The organism is Mycobacterium sp. ENV421 (assembly GCF_002887815.1).
GTDB lineage: Bacteria > Actinomycetota > Actinomycetes > Mycobacteriales > Mycobacteriaceae > Mycobacterium.
Genome location: NZ_PDHO01000005.1, coordinates 278,994 through 293,898, shown reverse-complemented (window position 1 = coordinate 293,898; position 14,905 = coordinate 278,994). Strand labels below are relative to the sequence as shown.

Sequence of the window (14,905 nt, the reverse complement as noted above, 5' to 3'; positions counted from 1 at the left end):
CTCTGCCTCGGCGGACTGCAGGTCAAGCTACCCACAACAACCTGAGGAGCCGCACGCACGTTCGATGATCTGTCAATGGCGCGCTAGTCGTCGAGCTCCCCGGCGATCCCCCGTTCCAGGGCCGCGGTGGTCCGGTCCGGCAGCACGAGAAGGCCGTCGAGCTCACCGCAGGCCAGGTCGTAGGCACGTTCACGCTCCTGCGGGGTGGCGCCGCGATCGGCTGCCACCCGCAGCAGGCTTTGCGCCCGGGTCAGCCGCTGCTGATCCTGGCGGGAGAAGTCACCGCGGCGGCGCCGTCGTGCCTCGTTCTCGGCGGCCTCGAACGCGGTCACATAAGCCTCGACGGCGTCGAGATACTGCCGCGCCGCATCGCCGTCGTCGAGCAGGTCTTCGGCCTTGCCGGGGCGCACCAGGTCGGCACGCAACTTGGCCCGGTGGAAGGCCACCGTCAGCGGATCTCGCATGTCGGTCATCGCCGGGAAGTCGAGCAGCTTGGCTGCATCGAGTTCGTACTCCAGCCAGCGAGCGTCGGTCCGGTTGTGTCCGTCGATCACCCGGGTGATCGTGCGCCATTGCACGGCTTGACTTTTCGCGTTGTCCCGCACCGCGCTAGGTGGTTCGGTCGCCGGCTCGTTCTGCCGCCGGATCGCGGAAACGCCCTTGACCGCCGCGTAAATCGCACCGGCAAGCGGCACGATCACGAGCAGCAACTCGACCAACCGGAAAATCAGCCCCACCTGGCCAGGATGCCACTTGGTCAGCCGGGCCCGTCGCTGGCGGCCGCCAGCAGCGGAACCAACACGTCACCGACCGGCGTGCCCAACCCGTGCACGGCGGCCTTGCGCACGATGACGTTGTTGCGGATGTCCCATTCCAGCCGGCGGCGCGCTTCGGCGTCGGTGAGCATCGACGTGGTGAGATCCTCGGGTGCGGCGGCGAACATGTCGGTCACCTCGTCGATGACCGAGTCGGGCAGTCGGGCACCCTCCGCACGGGCCACGGCCAGGCACTCGGCCAGGTAGCGCCGCGCAAGTGCCGCGATGTCGGGGCGGCGGAACATCCCTGAGCGCCGCCGGGCCAACACCATGAAGCCGGCGAGTGCGTTGAACAACAGCTTGCGCCACGCCGCGGTGGTGAAGTCGGGGTCGATCTCGACGACCATTTCCGACGACCGGAACACCGCCGCAATGCTTTTCGCATCAGCACTGTCGGGCAACACCAGACGCGCCTCGGTGCGCAGCCGCACCCACTCGTCCGGCTGCCGCTCCGCGGAAAACCATACGACGGCGGGCACGATATGCGCCGACGGGCAGAACGGGCCGACCCGCTCGATCTGTTCGACACCGTTCTGCAGGACACAGACAATCGTGTTGTCGTCGCACAGGCGCTGCAGCCAGCCGGCCGCCCGCTCGTTCTGGGAATCCTTGACCGCCAGGAACACCAGGTCCGCCGGAGCGTCGATGCCGTCCGGGTCGGTCAGCACCGGGCCGGGTACCACGATCGGTTGCTTGTCATCCGGCCGGACCTCGATCTGATCGCGCCGGGTATGCCCGCACACCGTGACCGCATGCCCGGCTGCATGCAACACCGCGGCGACGGTAGAACCGATCGCGCCGGGACCGACGAGTGCTATCGAGGTGCCCACCGCTCCCAACATACTTACGGTGGCTGAGTGGCCGAACCGTCGTTACGTCGGGCGATACCGTCCGATGCCGCGTCCATCGCTGAGCTCGCCGAACGGGCATATGAGAAGTACGTCGAGCGCATCGGCCGTCGGCCGGCGCCAATGGACGCCGACTACGCCGCACTCATCAGCGACGCCACCGTGTGGGTGCTGACCGACGCCGACCAGCTGGCCGGCAGCCTTGTCACCTGTGTGCTGGACGACCACCTGCTGCTGGAATCCATCGCTGTGGCGCCAAAGGCCCAGGGCCGTGGATGCGGGGCGGTGCTACTGCGCCGCGCCGAGGATGACGCCCGCGCGGCCGGCCTGACCGAGGTCAGGCTCTACACCAATGCCGCGATGACGGAGAACATCGCGATGTATCCGCGTTTCGGTTACGTGGAAACCCACCGCGCCGGCCAGGACGGCTTTCGGCGGGTCTTCTTCAGCAAGCGCCTGTGATTACGACGTCCACTTGGCCAGGTAGCACTGCGGGCTGTAGGGCGCGTCCTGGGCGACGGCGATCTGGCCGTCGATGGACACCTCGCAGTGCGCGTTCGGGGCGCCCTGTCCGCCGTGCGTGGTGCTCGACACCTGCAGGAATGCCCACTGCGGGTCATCGAGGGTGGTCTGGAAGACCCACGGCGCGTCCGGCGACACCGTGATGGTCTCGCGCTTCATGAACGCGGTCGAGTCCGTGTTGAAGGCGTCCTTGCTGGGCGGCTGCGCCGTCAGATAGCTGATCGTGAAGTCGTACGTACCGCCGGTCGCAAGCGTGTAGGTCACCTGATGCCCGGGCGCCGGCTCAGCGCTCGACGTGGCGTGCGTGGCTGCAACACCGGCGGCCGCCAGCACCAGCGCCGCCCCGACTCTTGCTGTCACATTTCGCATATCGGCCATATCGACCACGCTACCGACATCGTTACCCGTGTCGGCCTGCCGCGGCATCCAGCGAATGACTAGCAGGTTAACAAGTTCGTCACACACAGATATGTCACAGAAACTTATTGGTCCTAACGTCCGGGTCGACACCAACCGTGGGTTCGGGGGCCAGTAGGCCTGTCGGCGCCCCAATGCTTGTCTTTCCCAACATGAAAGGGCATTTATGCATCTCCGGCGCTCCGCATTGAATCGATCGTTCTTGGCGGCGACAGGCGTGGCGGTGACGGCAGGCCTGATCCTGTCCGGCTGCGGCAGCAAGGCCACCGAGACCGACACAGCAAAGTCGGATTCATGCGTTGACACGTCCGGGCCCACTATCAAGGTGGGTTCGCTGAACTCGCTGTCGGGCACGATGGCCATCTCCGAGGTCACGGTGCGTGACTCGATCAAGCTCGCGGTCGACGAGATCAACGCCAAGGGCGGCGTGCTGGGCAAGCAGGTCCAGATCGTCGGTGAAGACGGGGCGTCCGACCCCGCGGTGTTCGCGCAGAAGGCCGAGAAGCTGATCAAGAACGACTGCGTAGCCGCGGTGTTCGGCGGCTGGACCTCCTCGAGCCGCAAGGCCATGTTGCCGGTCTTCGAGAGCAACAACGCGCTGCTCTACTACCCCGTGCAGTACGAGGGTTTGGAGTCGTCGAAAAACATCTTCTACACCGGCGCCACCACCAACCAGCAGATCGTCCCTGCGCTCGACTTCCTCAAGGAAAAGGGCATCACCTCGCTCTACCTGGTGGGTAGCGACTATGTGTTCCCGCAGACCGCGAACCGCATCATCAAGGCGTACGCCGCGGCCAACGGCATCGAGATCAAGGGCGAGGACTACACCCCGCTCGGCTCGACGGATTTCTCCACGATCGTGAACAAGGTTCGCTCGTCGAATGCCGGTGCGGTGTTCAACACCCTCAACGGCGACTCCAATGTGGCGTTCTTCAAGGAGTACACCAACGCCGGACTCACGCCGCAGAAGATGCCGGTGGTCTCGGTGTCGATCGCCGAGGAGGAAGTCCAGGGCATCGGCGCGCAGAACATCGCCGGCCAGCTGACCGCGTGGAACTATTACGAGACCCTGGACAACCCGGTGAACAAGGCGTTCGTCAAGGCGTTCAAGGACAAGTACGGCCAGAACCGGGTGACCTCGGATCCGATGGAGGCCGCCTACGTTTCGGTCTACTTGTGGAAGAACACCGTTGAGAAGGGGAAGTCGTTCGACGTCAAGGCGATTCAGGACAACTGCGCCGGCGTGACGTTCGACGCCCCGGAGGGTCTGGTCACCATCGACGGCGAGAACCATCACATCACCAAGACCGCACGGATCGGCGAGATCCATCCCGACGGGCTGATCTACACGATCTGGGAATCCCCCGGCCCGATCACCCCCGATCCGTACCTGAAGTCCTACCCCTGGGCCAAGGGCCTGTCGGGTTAGCCGAGGCGAGCGGAGCGACGGGAAGCTAAGACAGCATGGAAGTCCTTGTCGGACAGCTAGCGACGGGATTGAGCCTCGGCTCGATCCTGTTGCTGGCCGCACTGGGGCTGTCACTGACGTTCGGCCAGATGGGCGTCATCAACATGGCGCACGGCGAATTCATCATGATCGGCTGTTACACAGCTTTTGTGGTGCAGAAGGTGATCTCGAATACCGGGGCATCACTGCTGTTTTCGCTGATCGTCGGATTCGTGGTCGGCGGCCTGCTCGGGGTGCTCCTGGAAGTCACGCTGATCCAGCGGATGTACGACCGTCCGCTGGACACCTTGCTGGTGACGTTCGGCGTCGGGCTGATTTTGCAGCAGGCGGCGCGCAGCATCTTCGGCGCGCCCGCGGTGAACGTCACCGCACCGGCATGGCTGTCCGGCGGCGTGGAGATCCTCGGCGCGGTAGTGCCCAAGACCCGCATCTTCATCCTGGTTCTTGCGGTGGTCTGTGTCGCCGTGCTGGCCGCGGTGCTCAAGCTCAGCCCGATGGGCCGCCGTATCCGGGCTGTCGTACAGAACCGCGACCTGGCTGAGACAAGCGGCATTTCCAGCCGCCGAACCGATATCACCACGTTCTTCATCGGGTCGGGCTTGGCCAGCGTGGCCGGCGTCGCGCTGACGCTCATCGGGTCCACGAGTTCGACCATCGGACAGAGCTATCTGATCGACGCCTTCCTCGTGGTGGTCGTGGGCGGGCTCGGCCAGATCAAGGGCACGGTGATCGCCGCGTTCGCACTCGGCTTGATGAACTCGTTCATCGAGTACAGCACCACCGCGTCGCTGGCCAAGGTCATCGTGTTTGTGGTCATCGTGATCTTCCTACAGGCGCGCCCGCAAGGCCTGTTCACCGTGCGGACAAGGAGTTTGGTATGAGGACCCTTGTCGGCAGGTGGCAGACCTGGGCGGGCTTCGCGGTCGCGGCCGTCATTCTGTTCGGCGTCGCACCGGCGATGCTCACCAGCTTCCGGCTGGGCCTGCTGGGCCAGTACCTGTGCTACGCGATCGTGGCCGCAGGCATCGGGTTGGCCTGGGGCCGCGGCGGAATGCTCACGCTGGGGCAGGGTGTGTTCTTCGGCCTCGGCGCCTACATGATGGGTATGCATCTCAAGATCGCCGACGCCGAGATCCGCAAACAGTCGGTGCCGGACTTCATGCAGATCGCGGGAATCCCTGCGCTGCCGTCGTATTGGGAACCGTTCTCGTCTGCCGCCTTCACCATGGCAGCGATCGTGGTGATCCCGACCGGCATCGCCGCGCTGCTCGGACTCGGCGTCTTCAAGCGCCGGGTCAAGGGCGCCTACTTCGCGATCCTGTCCCAGGCGCTGGCCGCGGCATTGGCGATCCTGCTCGTCGGACAGGCCACCCTGGGTGGCAGCAACGGGCTCAACGGCTTCCGGACGTTCTTCGGGTTCCGGCTCTCCGACCCGGTGAACCGGCAGATGCTGTACTTCATCGCCGCCGGCACGCTGCTGGTGGTGGTGGCGGTGGTGCGCCAGCTGATGCAGAGCCGCTACGGCGAACTCCTGGTCGCGGTACGTGACGGCGAGGAACGGGTCCGCTTCCTCGGCTACGACCCGGCCACCATCAAAGTCGTCGCCTACACCGCGGCCGCGCTGTTCGCCAGCGTCGCCGGTGCCCTGTTCGCGCCGATCATCGGATTCATCACGCCCGCTCAGGTCGGCGTCGTGCCGTCCATCGCATTCCTGATCGGCGTCGCGATCGGCGGGCGCACCACGCTGCTCGGACCGATCCTCGGCGCCATCGGTGTGGCCTGGGCGCAAACCGCGTTCTCCGAACGGTTCCCGTCCGGATGGACCTACGCACAGGGACTGCTGTTCATCGTCGTAGTCGGCTTCTTCCCCGCCGGCCTGGCCGGAGTCGGAGCGCTGCTGCGCCGGCGCCGCCGCACCCCGGGCGCCCCGTCCGCGGGCGACGCCCAACACGCGGAAGCCGAGACCGTAGGAGCGGCAACATGACCGAACTCGCCGAACCGGTGGCCGGCGGCAATGTCGGCATGGGGACCGAATACCTCGAAGTGCGCGGTCTCACTGTCGACTTCGACGGGTTCAAGGCGGTCAACAACGTCGATCTCACCCTGTTCCAAGGCGACCTGAGATTCCTGATCGGCCCCAACGGGGCAGGCAAGACCACCGTCATCGACGCGATCACCGGCCTGGTGCCGGCCACCGGGTCGATCAACAAGTCGGGCGTGGATCTGCTGGGCAAGAAGGTCCATCAGATCGCCCGACGCGGGGTCGGACGAACCTTCCAAACTGCCAGCGTGTTCGAGCAGCTGACCGTGCTGCAGAACCTCGACATCGCCGCGGGTGCCGACCGGTCGTGGTGGACACTGCTGCGCAGGCGGCACGGAGTACTGCCCGCCATCGAGGAGGCGCTGGAGACCATCGGTCTGTCGAATCTGGCCGACCGGCCCGCCGGCGTGCTAGCCCACGGACAGAAGCAGTGGCTGGAGATCGGCATGCTCCTGGTGCAGAACGCCGACGTGCTGCTGCTCGACGAACCCGTCGCCGGAATGAGCGGTGAGGAACGCGAGGAAACCGGAAACCTGTTGCGGCGCATCGGGTCCTCGCGCACCGTCGTGGTCGTCGAGCACGACATGGACTTCATGCGGGCATTCGCGACATCGGTGACGGTGCTGGCCCGCGGCCAGGTGATTGCCGAAGGGTCGGTCACCGAGGTGCAGGCCAACCCGAAGGTGCAAGAGGTCTACCTGGGCACCGCCGCGGCCGGAGACTTGGAGGCTAGCGAATAGTGTTGCAGCTCATCGATGTCCGGACCGGATACGGACGCTCTCAGGTCATCCACTCCGTCAGCATCGAGGTCCCGTCCGACGGCGTGGCCGCCGTGATGGGCCACAACGGGGCAGGCAAGACGACGTTGCTCCGCGCGGCGGTCGGCCTCCTGAAATGCAGCGCGGGCCAGGTGCTGCTGAACGGCGAGGATGTGACCAAACTGCGTCCCAACGCCCGGGTGGCACGCGGACTGGCCTATGTGCCGCAAGGCCAGCAGTCCTTCGGTCAGCTGACCACCGCCGAAAACCTTCAGGTCGTCGCCGACGGCCGCAAAGGAGGGAAACAGCTGATCGACGAACAGCTCGACCTGTTCCCCGCGCTCAAGGAATTGCTGACCCGCCGCGCCGGTCTGCTGTCCGGTGGCCAGCGCCAGCAGCTGGCGATCGCACGGGCGTTGATCACCAGCCCGAAGATCCTGATCCTCGACGAACCCACCGAGGGCATTCAGCCGTCGGTGGTCGCCGAGATCGAGGCGGCGATCACCGCGCTCACCCGCCGCGGCGACCTCGGCGTGCTGCTGGTCGAACAGCACATCGGTTTCGCGCTGGAATCGGCTCAGCGGTACTACATCCTGGAGGCCGGGCGGGTGACGTCCAGCGGGACCGGCGGGTCGGCGTCGGAGTCCGACGTCCGCGCGGCGATGGCGATCTAGACTTCAGGTCGTGAGCTGCGTCACGACAGTGAACCGATCCCTGCTACGGCGCGTCCCAGGTTAAGTGACCAACCGTCCACGCTGGGGAGTGAACACCGCCGTCAACCGCCGATCGGTTCTCGTCGGGCTCGGGGCCGTCGGCGCGTTCCTGGCCGTCGACCTCGGCGCGGTCGCCTACGCCAACAAGTGGATTGGGTCCGAGTCCCCCCGTAAAACGTTCCTCGACGGGTTCCTCAGCGTCTACGGACGCCACCTCGGGTTCCGCAAGAACCACGCCAAAGGCGTCGTCGTCACCGGGTATTTCGAGAGCAACGGCAACGGCACACAGCTCAGCCGTGCCGCCGTGTTCCGACAGGGTCAGGTGCCCGTCGTGGGCCGGTTCTCCCTCGCCGGCGGTGATCCAAACGTCGCCGACACCCCGGGCGCCGCGCGGGGCCTGGGCCTGGCGTTCGGGTTTCCCGACAGTGGGCAGTGGCGCACGGCGATGCTGAACCTGCCGGTGTTCCCGGACAATTCCGCGCGCGGGTTCTATGACAGGTTGCTCGCATCCAAGGTCGTCCCCGGTACCAAACAACCCGACCCCGCCGCGATGAAAGCGTTCCTGACAGCTCACCCGGAAACCGCGGCCGCCATGGCGATCATCAAGGCCCACCCGCCGTCGGCCGGCTTCGGTGACAGCACCTTTCGCGGCCTGAACACTTTCTATTTCGTCAACGACGCGGGTGACCGATCGGCGGTGCGGTGGTCGCTCGTACCGCAACAGGGCGCACCGGCACCACGATCCGGCGACGCCAACGGATTGTTCGACGCGGTGGTGCGCCAGCTGCGCGACGGGCCGCTGCGATGGCGTCTACTCGTCACCGTCGCCGAGCCGGGCGACCCGCTGACCGACCCCACCCTGCCGTGGCCCGACGACCGGCGCAGCATCGAGGTGGGCACGCTCACCCTTACCTCGGCGGCGACCGAGGCACCGGGTAACGCCCGCGACATCAACTTCGATCCGCTGGTCTTGCCGGACGGTATCGAACCGTCCGCCGATCCCCTGCTGTCCGCCCGCAGCGATGTCTATGCGGCGTCCTACCGCCAGCGCACCGGCGAACCGACGTCGCCGTCGGCGGTTCAGGTGAACGAGGTCGGCGCATGACGGCGGTCGAGCGGTACCCGGTCCGCACCCGAATCCTGCACTGGCTCACCGCCGCCCTGGTGTTCGCCGCACTGCTCATCGGGTTCGTGATGGTCAATTCGCTGGGCGGCTACGGCGCTCTGGTGGGTGTGCACGTGACGCTCGGGGCGCTCATCCTGATCGTCGTGGCGTTCCGGGCGGCCAACCGTTTCACCCACCGCACCCCGCCGCTGCCGGCCACCGTGGGGTCCGTCGAGCAGCTGCTGGTCGTCGGCTCCGAAATCGGGCTGTACATCCTGCTTCTGGCTCAGCCGCTGGTGGGGTGGGCGATGGTGTCGGCAAGCGGACGACCGGTGGTGCTGTTCGGTTTCGTGCCGCTGCCGCGGATCGCGCCGTTCGACGCCGACTTGTTCTTCCTGCTGCGCCAGACCCACTCCGTCCTCGCCTACCTGCTGGTGGTCGCGATTGCCGCGCACGTCTCGGCGGTGCTGTTGCACACGCTCACGCTGCGCGACCGGATGCTGAGCCGGATGACCTTCGGAAGTCGGCGCGAGGCGACGGAACCGGATTGAACCGCCTCGGCGACAACGGATTTCGTACGTCGACTATCGTAGGTCAGCCGGCATCGAGTAGACGCGTGTCGTCGGACGACAACGGCACCACAGCGCCGAGTCGGCCGAACAAATCGATCGCTGACTGAACCGTCTGATCGGCGAAGGGGCCGAATTCGCCATCTGTCGCGCGATATCGTCGCTCGGCGACCACACCGACCAATCGGGGGTCGGAGGACGGGAACACCGTGGCGGTGGCGTGAGTGCCGGCTCCGTTCCATTGCTGCACCAACGCCGCGACCCCGGCCCGGTGATCGGCCGGGTAATAGCGTTCGGCGGTGATGGTGATCTGAACCGCGGAGCCGCTCGGCTGCAAGTGCACATGAAGGCGGCCATGGTAGGCGTTCACGAAAAAGAAAACCTCATCGTCGTGGTGGCCGCAGAAATGCCGCAATTGGCGGCTGTTCACGTAGCCCTCGATGACCTCGGCGCCGATCACGGTGTTCATGACTGTCCAACGGACCGCGCAGACGACACGGTTCCCGAATCAGCCAAGGTTGCGCCAAGAATCTGGTGAGAATTGGTTAAATGGGGGGCGTACGGCCCACAACTTGAATTCATTGTTTGAATAGCCGAGTTTTCGGCTTTTATTGCCATGCCGGAAATTCTTGTCCTTTTCCTGCATATGTGCTGGCAACGTAGTAACTTCTGCCGCAGCAGTAACTCCGATGCACACAAGGGACATGACAATGATCAAAGGTTTGTTGACGGCGGCTGCTGCCGCCGGGGCTATCGCGCTGGCCGGCGCGCCGTCTGCCTGGGCGATCACCAACGCCGAGGCCGACTACATCAAGGATCTGACCAGCGCCGGTATCGCCGGCGACCAGGCGGCGCTGATCGCCGATGGTCACACCATCTGCTCGGCGCTCGCGCAGGGTGCAGACCCGAACGAGCTGTCGCAGACCTACTTCAAGAACTCAGGTCAAATCAGCCACGCCCAGGCGGATGCGGCGATCAACTTCGCCAAGACCGATCTGTGCCCTGCGGGCTGACAACGTACGAACCGAGAGCGCGGCTGGCCTGTTCTAGGCCAGCCGCGTAATCACTTCTGCGACAAGCGAGTCGACCGGGATATCAACCTGCGTGCCGGTGGCGAGATCTTTGACGCCCACGGTGCCGGCCTCGATGTCCCGGTCGCCTGCCACCACGGCGATGCGCGCGCCTGAGCGATCAGCCGCACGCATCGCCCCCTTGAGGCCGCGGTCGCCGTACGCCAAGTCGACGCGCACACCCTCGGCGCGCAGAGCCGCCGCCAGCGTCGCCACCACCAACTTCGCCTGCTCGCCCAGCGGCACCCCGAAAACGTCGCAGCGGCTTGGGTTTCCGACCGTCTTGCCTTCGGCCCGCAACGCCAGAACGGTCCGGTCGACGCCGAGGCCGAACCCGATACCCGACAGGTCCTGGCCACCGAGCTGACGCATCAAACCGTCATACCGGCCGCCGCCGCCGATACCCGATTGCGCTCCGAGGCCGTCGTGCACGAACTCGAATGTGGTCTTGGTGTAGTAGTCCAGGCCCCGCACCATCCGCGGATTGACCACGTACCGCACGCCGAGTGCATCGAGATGCGCCAGCACGGTGTCGAAGTGCTGCTTGGCCCCATCGGAAAGGTGGTCGAGCATCACCGGCGCGTCGGCGGTCGCCTCCCGCATCGCGGGCCGCTTGTCGTCGAGCACCCGCAGCGGGTTGATCTCCGCCCGGCGCCGGGTGTCTTCGTCCAGGTCGAGCGTGAACAGAAACTCCTGCAACAACTCCCGGTATTGCGGCCGGCAGGTGTCGTCACCCAGCGAGGTGATCTCGAGGCGGAAACCGTCCAGTCCCAATGACCGGAAACCGGCGTCGGCGACAGCGATCACCTCGGCGTCCAGCGCCGGGTCGTCGACGCCGATGGCCTCGACCCCGACCTGCTGCAGCTGCCGGTATCGACCGGCCTGCGGGCGCTCGTAGCGGAAGAACGGGCCCGCGTAGCAGAGCTTGACCGGAAGGGCGCCCCGGTCCAGACCATGCTCGATGACCGCGCGCATCACTCCCGCGGTGCCCTCGGGGCGCAGCGTCACCGACCTCTCGCCGCGGTCGGCGAAGGTGTACATCTCCTTGGACACCACATCGGTGGATTCGCCCACCCCGCGGGCGAACAGCGCCGTGTCTTCGAAGATCGGCAGCTCGACGTCGCCGTAGCCGGCCAGCCGGGCGATCCGCAGCAGACCATCACGGACCGCGACGAACTCGGCGGACTCGGGCGGCAGGTAGTCAGGGACACCCTTGGGCGCCTGGAATTCGCTCACGTCAAACCTTCGAGAAAGGGGTTGGTACGGCGTTCGAGGCCGATGGTGGTGGATTCACCGTGGCCCGGTAATACCAGGGTGTCGTCGTCGAGCACCAACAGTTTGTCGACGATCGAGCTCAGGAGATCCCTCCCGCTGCCACCCGGCAGGTCGGTGCGGCCGACAGTTTCTTTGAACAAGGTGTCACCGGTGAACGCGATCGGGTCCTGGGCCCCCGCCCGATCGACCCTGAACACCACCGACCCCTTGGTGTGGCCGGGCGTGTGATCGACGGTCACCGTGATGCCACCGAGGTCGATCTTGTCCCCGTCGCGGTCCAGCTCGACGACCTGTCTGGGCTCGCGGAACAACGCGCCCAGCGCGATCTGGCCGATGCGCGGCCCGAATCCGCGGATCGGATCGGAGAGCATGAATCGATCCTCCGGGTGGATGTACACCGGGCAGCCGAAGGTGTCACCCACCTTCTGCGCCGACCAGATGTGGTCGATGTGCCCGTGGGTGAGCAAGACCGCGGCCGGGGTCAGCCGGTTCTCGTCGAGAATGCGGCGCAGGGTCGCAAAAGCTCGCTGCCCCGGGTCGACGACGATCGCGTCCGCCCCGGCGCGTGGGGCCAGCACGTAGCAATTGCATGCCAACATGCCCGCCGGGAACCCGGTGAGTAACACGTTGTCCAGTTTCCCACCCCTGTTGACGAGGGTCGTGGCCGGTGTCTTCAGCATCAACTGGCACACTCGGTGCCGACTCACCCGATCTCAACGGAGGATCAACACGGTGCCCACCAACGAACAACGACGTGCGACGGCCAAGCGCAAGCTCGAGCGGCAGCTGGAGCGCCGCGCTCAACAGGAGAAGCGCCAGCGGTTGTTTGTCGTGATCGGCGGCGTGGTCGCGATCGCCGTGGCCGCGGCCCTGATCGCCACGTTCGTGCTGACCAACAAGGACGGCAAGGACACCAAGACCGCGTCGGGTGCCACCAGCACCGCCCCCGTCGAGACCGACGCGCCGTCCACATCTCCCCCGGCCACCGGCGGTCTGCCGCCGTTCAAGGCCGCCGCGAACCTGGGCGCCAACTGCCAGTACCCGGCCACGTCCGAGCCGGCCGCCAAGAAGGTCGACGCACCCCACAGCGGCAAGGTTCCCACCAGCCCGGCGACGGTGACCGCCAGCATGAGCACCAACCAGGGCAACCTGGGCCTGGTGCTGGACAACGCGAAGGCGCCGTGCACGGTCAACAGCTTCGCCAGCCTGGCGCAGAAGGGATACTTCAACGACACCCCCTGCCACCGGCTGACCACCTCGCCGTCGCTGTCGGTGCTGCAGTGCGGCGACCCGACCGGCCAGGGCACGGGCGGGCCCGGCTACGAGTTCGCGAACGAATACCCCACCGACCAGTACCCCGCGAATGACCCTGCCCTGCAGCAGCCGGTGACCTATCCGCGCGGCACGCTGGCCATGGCCAACGCCGGCCCGGGCACCAACGGAAGCCAGTTCTTCCTGGTCTACAAGGATTCGCAGTTGCCGCCCAACTACACCGCGTTCGGCACCATCGACGCGACCGGCCTGGCGACGCTGGACAAGATCGCGGCGGCCGGTGTCGCCGGCGGTGGTCAGGACGGCAAGCCGGCAACCGACGTGCGGGTCAAGTCGATCCTGCTGGACTAGCCGACGATGAGCGACGCTTGCCAGGGCACCGCATGAGCCAGCCTCCGCCCTACTACCCGCCGCCGTACGGTTCGCCGTACGGGCCCGGTCCGTATCCCTATCCGGCGCCGAAGCCGACCAACGGGATGGCGATCGCGTCGCTTATCTGCGCGTTCCTGTTCGCACCGCTGGGCATCATCTTCGGCCACGTCTCGTTGTCGCAGATCAAGAAGACCGGCGAGGACGGGCGGGGTCTGGCGATCGCCGGGCTGGTGATCAGCTACCTGATGACCGTCGTGAGCATCGTCGTGATCGTCGCCGGGGTGGCGTTCTTCTCGTGGATGGGCCGGGAGCTGGAGAAGAGCGGCGGGGCGGGCATCCCGCGTTCCCTCCCGGGTGGCAGCGGAGCGCTCCCGCCGTTCAATCCGCCGGCCACGCTGGGCGCGAACTGCCAGTACCCGGCCACCGCGACCCCGGCCGACAAGCCGGTCAAGCCGCCGGTCGCCGGAAAGGTGTCGACCACGCCGGCGACCGTGGACGCGACCGTGGTCACCAACGCCGGCCCGATCGTCATCCATCTCGACAACGCCAAGGCGCCGTGCACGGTGAACAGCTTCGAAAGTCTGGTCCGGCAGAACTACTTCGACAACACGCCGTGCCACCGGCTGACCCACTTGCCGTCGCTGTCGGTGCTGCAGTGCGGCGACCCGACCGGCCAGGGTACGGGCGGTCCCGGGTACCGGTTCGCCAACGAGTACCCGACGAACCAGTTCCGCCCGTTCGATCCGGCACTGCGACAGGCCGTGAAGTATCCGCGCGGGACCCTGGCCATGGCCAACGCCGGGCCGGACACCAACGGCAGCCAGTTCTTCATCGTCTACCGCGACTCGATGCTGCCACCGACGTACACGGCGTTCGGCCAGGTCGACAAGACCGGTTGGGGCGTCATCGACGACATCGCCGCCACCGGCATCTCCGGCGGTTCCGACGACGGCAAGCCAGCCAGGCCGGTGACGATCAAGTCGATCCGGCTGAACTGACGCCGGCCGTCAGCCGGGCAGGCCCTGCTCTTCGGTCGGCAGCGGCGCCGGCCCCTTGATCGCGGGGGTCGCAGCGGGAAGCTGGCCCTTGGGTTGATTCGGCGACTGGGTGACCGTGACAGCGGTCGACATCTCCGAGCTGACGAGCGAACCGGGTGTCTGGGGATTGGCCGCTACCGCGGCGAAAGCTCCGAGGGAGACGAGGGCACCGGCTCCGATAGTGGCGGACAACACGTGAAAACGCTTCATAGTCAATCTCTTTCCAAGTAGGTCTTGGCACCTGCGACCACGCATGAGTACAAGAACGTTGCGGCAGCCGAATATTCCGCCATCCGCGACGAAATAGTCTGCGGCGCAGACACGTTGGGCACCACGTCATGTCTATTGGTTTGCACAGAACTGTTGGTGTCGTCCTGGGCGCGGCCGCCCTCCTATTCGCACCCACCGCGCTGCTCGACACCCCGTCGAGCCAGGCCACGCCCGTCGCGCAGGGCTGCTACGACGGCGTGATCCCGTGGAATCCGTACCTGAAGAGCTGCAGCCTGCCGTCGACTCAGCCGCACGTGCGCGGCGCCGCACCGGATACCACCGCGATCATCGCCTGCCACGACCATCCCGGGTGCCTGTCCTGGTACGTCAACGGCGGGCCGTAACCGGTCGCT

The 14,905-nt window shown here is 66.3% G+C and carries 19 protein-coding genes; 12 read left to right on the top strand and 7 right to left on the bottom strand.

Annotation, left to right across the window (positions count from 1 at the left end):
- Positions 1 to 83: 83 nt before the first annotated feature.
- Together CRM90_RS09610 and CRM90_RS09605 are read right to left on the bottom strand one after the other, a co-directional pair.
- Entirely contained in the window at positions 84 to 737 is a 654-nt protein-coding gene (locus tag CRM90_RS09610; RefSeq protein ID WP_102806740.1) for a hypothetical protein, read from the bottom strand.
- Between the two features lie 20 nt (positions 738 to 757).
- Positions 758 to 1,645 carry an oxidoreductase gene (locus CRM90_RS09605; RefSeq protein WP_233209242.1) on the bottom strand — a complete coding sequence of 296 codons (888 nt, stop codon included), beginning with the start codon at positions 1,643 to 1,645 and terminating at the stop codon, positions 758 to 760.
- 27 nt (positions 1,646 to 1,672) lie between these two features.
- On the opposite strand from CRM90_RS09605, the gene CRM90_RS09600 reads away from it, so the two are divergent.
- A complete protein-coding gene (locus CRM90_RS09600) occupies positions 1,673 to 2,125 on the top strand; it encodes a GNAT family N-acetyltransferase (RefSeq protein ID WP_102806738.1) in 453 nt (150 codons plus the stop codon).
- On the opposite strand, the gene CRM90_RS09595 is transcribed toward CRM90_RS09600, so the two are convergent.
- Positions 2,126 to 2,563, bottom strand: coding sequence for an Rv2576c family protein (locus CRM90_RS09595; protein WP_233209241.1), 438 nt, complete (start codon positions 2,561 to 2,563; stop codon positions 2,126 to 2,128).
- Between the two features lie 205 nt (positions 2,564 to 2,768).
- On the opposite strand from CRM90_RS09595, the gene urtA reads away from it, so the two are divergent.
- From urtA to CRM90_RS09560, 7 genes are all read left to right on the top strand, one after another.
- On the top strand, positions 2,769 to 4,031 hold the full coding sequence (gene urtA / locus CRM90_RS09590) for an urea ABC transporter substrate-binding protein (RefSeq protein WP_036338226.1): 1,263 nt from the start codon (positions 2,769 to 2,771) through the stop codon (positions 4,029 to 4,031).
- A gap of 35 nt (positions 4,032 to 4,066) precedes the next feature.
- Positions 4,067 to 4,951 (top strand): urea ABC transporter permease subunit UrtB, encoded by an 885-nt coding sequence (urtB, locus tag CRM90_RS09585; protein ID WP_102806737.1) that lies wholly within the window; start codon positions 4,067 to 4,069, stop codon positions 4,949 to 4,951.
- On the top strand, positions 4,948 to 6,054 hold the full coding sequence (gene urtC, locus CRM90_RS09580; RefSeq protein ID WP_102806736.1) for an urea ABC transporter permease subunit UrtC: 1,107 nt from the start codon (positions 4,948 to 4,950) through the stop codon (positions 6,052 to 6,054). Before urtB ends, urtC begins: the two co-directional genes overlap by 4 nt.
- A complete protein-coding gene (urtD, locus tag CRM90_RS09575; protein ID WP_102806735.1) occupies positions 6,051 to 6,851 on the top strand; it encodes an urea ABC transporter ATP-binding protein UrtD in 801 nt (266 codons plus the stop codon). Before urtC ends, urtD begins: the two co-directional genes overlap by 4 nt.
- The gene (urtE, locus tag CRM90_RS09570) at positions 6,851 to 7,543 is read left to right on the top strand and encodes an urea ABC transporter ATP-binding subunit UrtE (protein WP_102806734.1); all 693 of its coding nucleotides are present in this window, start codon (positions 6,851 to 6,853) and stop codon (positions 7,541 to 7,543) included. The genes urtD and urtE overlap by 1 nt, the downstream gene beginning before the upstream one ends.
- Before the next feature lie 64 nt (positions 7,544 to 7,607).
- Entirely contained in the window at positions 7,608 to 8,687 is a 1,080-nt protein-coding gene (locus CRM90_RS09565; RefSeq protein WP_102806733.1) for a catalase family peroxidase, read from the top strand.
- Positions 8,684 to 9,238, top strand: a complete 555-nt coding sequence (locus tag CRM90_RS09560) for a cytochrome b (RefSeq protein WP_102806732.1) — start codon at positions 8,684 to 8,686, stop codon at positions 9,236 to 9,238. The genes CRM90_RS09565 and CRM90_RS09560 overlap by 4 nt, the downstream gene beginning before the upstream one ends.
- 43 nt (positions 9,239 to 9,281) lie before the next feature.
- On the opposite strand, the gene CRM90_RS09555 is transcribed toward CRM90_RS09560, so the two are convergent.
- Positions 9,282 to 9,725 carry a hypothetical protein gene (locus CRM90_RS09555; protein WP_102806731.1) on the bottom strand — a complete coding sequence of 148 codons (444 nt, stop codon included), beginning with the start codon at positions 9,723 to 9,725 and terminating at the stop codon, positions 9,282 to 9,284.
- Positions 9,726 to 9,966: 241 nt separating this feature from the next.
- On the opposite strand from CRM90_RS09555, the gene CRM90_RS09550 reads away from it, so the two are divergent.
- Positions 9,967 to 10,269 carry a DUF732 domain-containing protein gene (locus CRM90_RS09550; RefSeq protein WP_163789227.1) on the top strand — a complete coding sequence of 101 codons (303 nt, stop codon included), beginning with the start codon at positions 9,967 to 9,969 and terminating at the stop codon, positions 10,267 to 10,269.
- Positions 10,270 to 10,302: 33 nt separating this feature from the next.
- On the opposite strand, the gene hisS is transcribed toward CRM90_RS09550, so the two are convergent.
- Positions 10,303 to 11,562: a histidine--tRNA ligase gene (gene hisS, locus CRM90_RS09545; RefSeq protein ID WP_102806730.1), complete on the bottom strand. Its 1,260-nt coding sequence runs from the start codon at positions 11,560 to 11,562 to the stop codon at positions 10,303 to 10,305.
- On the bottom strand, positions 11,559 to 12,227 hold the full coding sequence (locus tag CRM90_RS09540) for an MBL fold metallo-hydrolase (RefSeq protein WP_102806780.1): 669 nt from the start codon (positions 12,225 to 12,227) through the stop codon (positions 11,559 to 11,561). The genes hisS and CRM90_RS09540 overlap by 4 nt, the downstream gene beginning before the upstream one ends.
- A 106-nt stretch (positions 12,228 to 12,333) precedes the next feature.
- On the opposite strand from CRM90_RS09540, the gene CRM90_RS09535 reads away from it, so the two are divergent.
- Positions 12,334 to 13,224, top strand: a complete 891-nt coding sequence (locus tag CRM90_RS09535) for a peptidylprolyl isomerase (protein ID WP_102806729.1) — start codon at positions 12,334 to 12,336, stop codon at positions 13,222 to 13,224.
- Positions 13,225 to 13,256: 32 nt separating this feature from the next.
- Positions 13,257 to 14,243: a peptidylprolyl isomerase gene (locus CRM90_RS09530; RefSeq protein WP_102806728.1), complete on the top strand. Its 987-nt coding sequence runs from the start codon at positions 13,257 to 13,259 to the stop codon at positions 14,241 to 14,243.
- Positions 14,244 to 14,252: 9 nt separating this feature from the next.
- On the opposite strand, the gene CRM90_RS09525 is transcribed toward CRM90_RS09530, so the two are convergent.
- A complete protein-coding gene (locus CRM90_RS09525) occupies positions 14,253 to 14,492 on the bottom strand; it encodes a hypothetical protein (protein ID WP_102806727.1) in 240 nt (79 codons plus the stop codon).
- A gap of 128 nt (positions 14,493 to 14,620) precedes the next feature.
- On the opposite strand from CRM90_RS09525, the gene CRM90_RS09520 reads away from it, so the two are divergent.
- On the top strand, positions 14,621 to 14,896 hold the full coding sequence (locus CRM90_RS09520) for a hypothetical protein (protein ID WP_199189831.1): 276 nt from the start codon (positions 14,621 to 14,623) through the stop codon (positions 14,894 to 14,896).
- Positions 14,897 to 14,905: the final 9 nt, after the last annotated feature.

What these genes read in the sequence shown, in the direction of transcription:
- CRM90_RS09595 (WP_233209241.1), bottom strand. Translation starts at nt 2,563, where the DNA reads ATGGCCGATATGCGAAATGTGACAGCAAGAGTCGGGGCGGCGCTGGTG.
- urtA (WP_036338226.1), top strand. Translation starts at nt 2,769, where the DNA reads ATGCATCTCCGGCGCTCCGCATTGAATCGATCGTTCTTGGCGGCGACA.
- urtB (WP_102806737.1), top strand. Translation starts at nt 4,067, where the DNA reads ATGGAAGTCCTTGTCGGACAGCTAGCGACGGGATTGAGCCTCGGCTCG.
- urtC (WP_102806736.1), top strand. Translation starts at nt 4,948, where the DNA reads ATGAGGACCCTTGTCGGCAGGTGGCAGACCTGGGCGGGCTTCGCGGTC.
- urtD (WP_102806735.1), top strand. Translation starts at nt 6,051, where the DNA reads ATGACCGAACTCGCCGAACCGGTGGCCGGCGGCAATGTCGGCATGGGG.
- CRM90_RS09560 (WP_102806732.1), top strand. Translation starts at nt 8,684, where the DNA reads ATGACGGCGGTCGAGCGGTACCCGGTCCGCACCCGAATCCTGCACTGG.
- CRM90_RS09555 (WP_102806731.1), bottom strand. Translation starts at nt 9,725, where the DNA reads ATGAACACCGTGATCGGCGCCGAGGTCATCGAGGGCTACGTGAACAGC.
- CRM90_RS09550 (WP_163789227.1), top strand. Translation starts at nt 9,967, where the DNA reads ATGATCAAAGGTTTGTTGACGGCGGCTGCTGCCGCCGGGGCTATCGCG.
- CRM90_RS09530 (WP_102806728.1), top strand. Translation starts at nt 13,257, where the DNA reads ATGAGCCAGCCTCCGCCCTACTACCCGCCGCCGTACGGTTCGCCGTAC.
- CRM90_RS09525 (WP_102806727.1), bottom strand. Translation starts at nt 14,492, where the DNA reads ATGAAGCGTTTTCACGTGTTGTCCGCCACTATCGGAGCCGGTGCCCTC.
- CRM90_RS09520 (WP_199189831.1), top strand. Translation starts at nt 14,621, where the DNA reads ATGTCTATTGGTTTGCACAGAACTGTTGGTGTCGTCCTGGGCGCGGCC.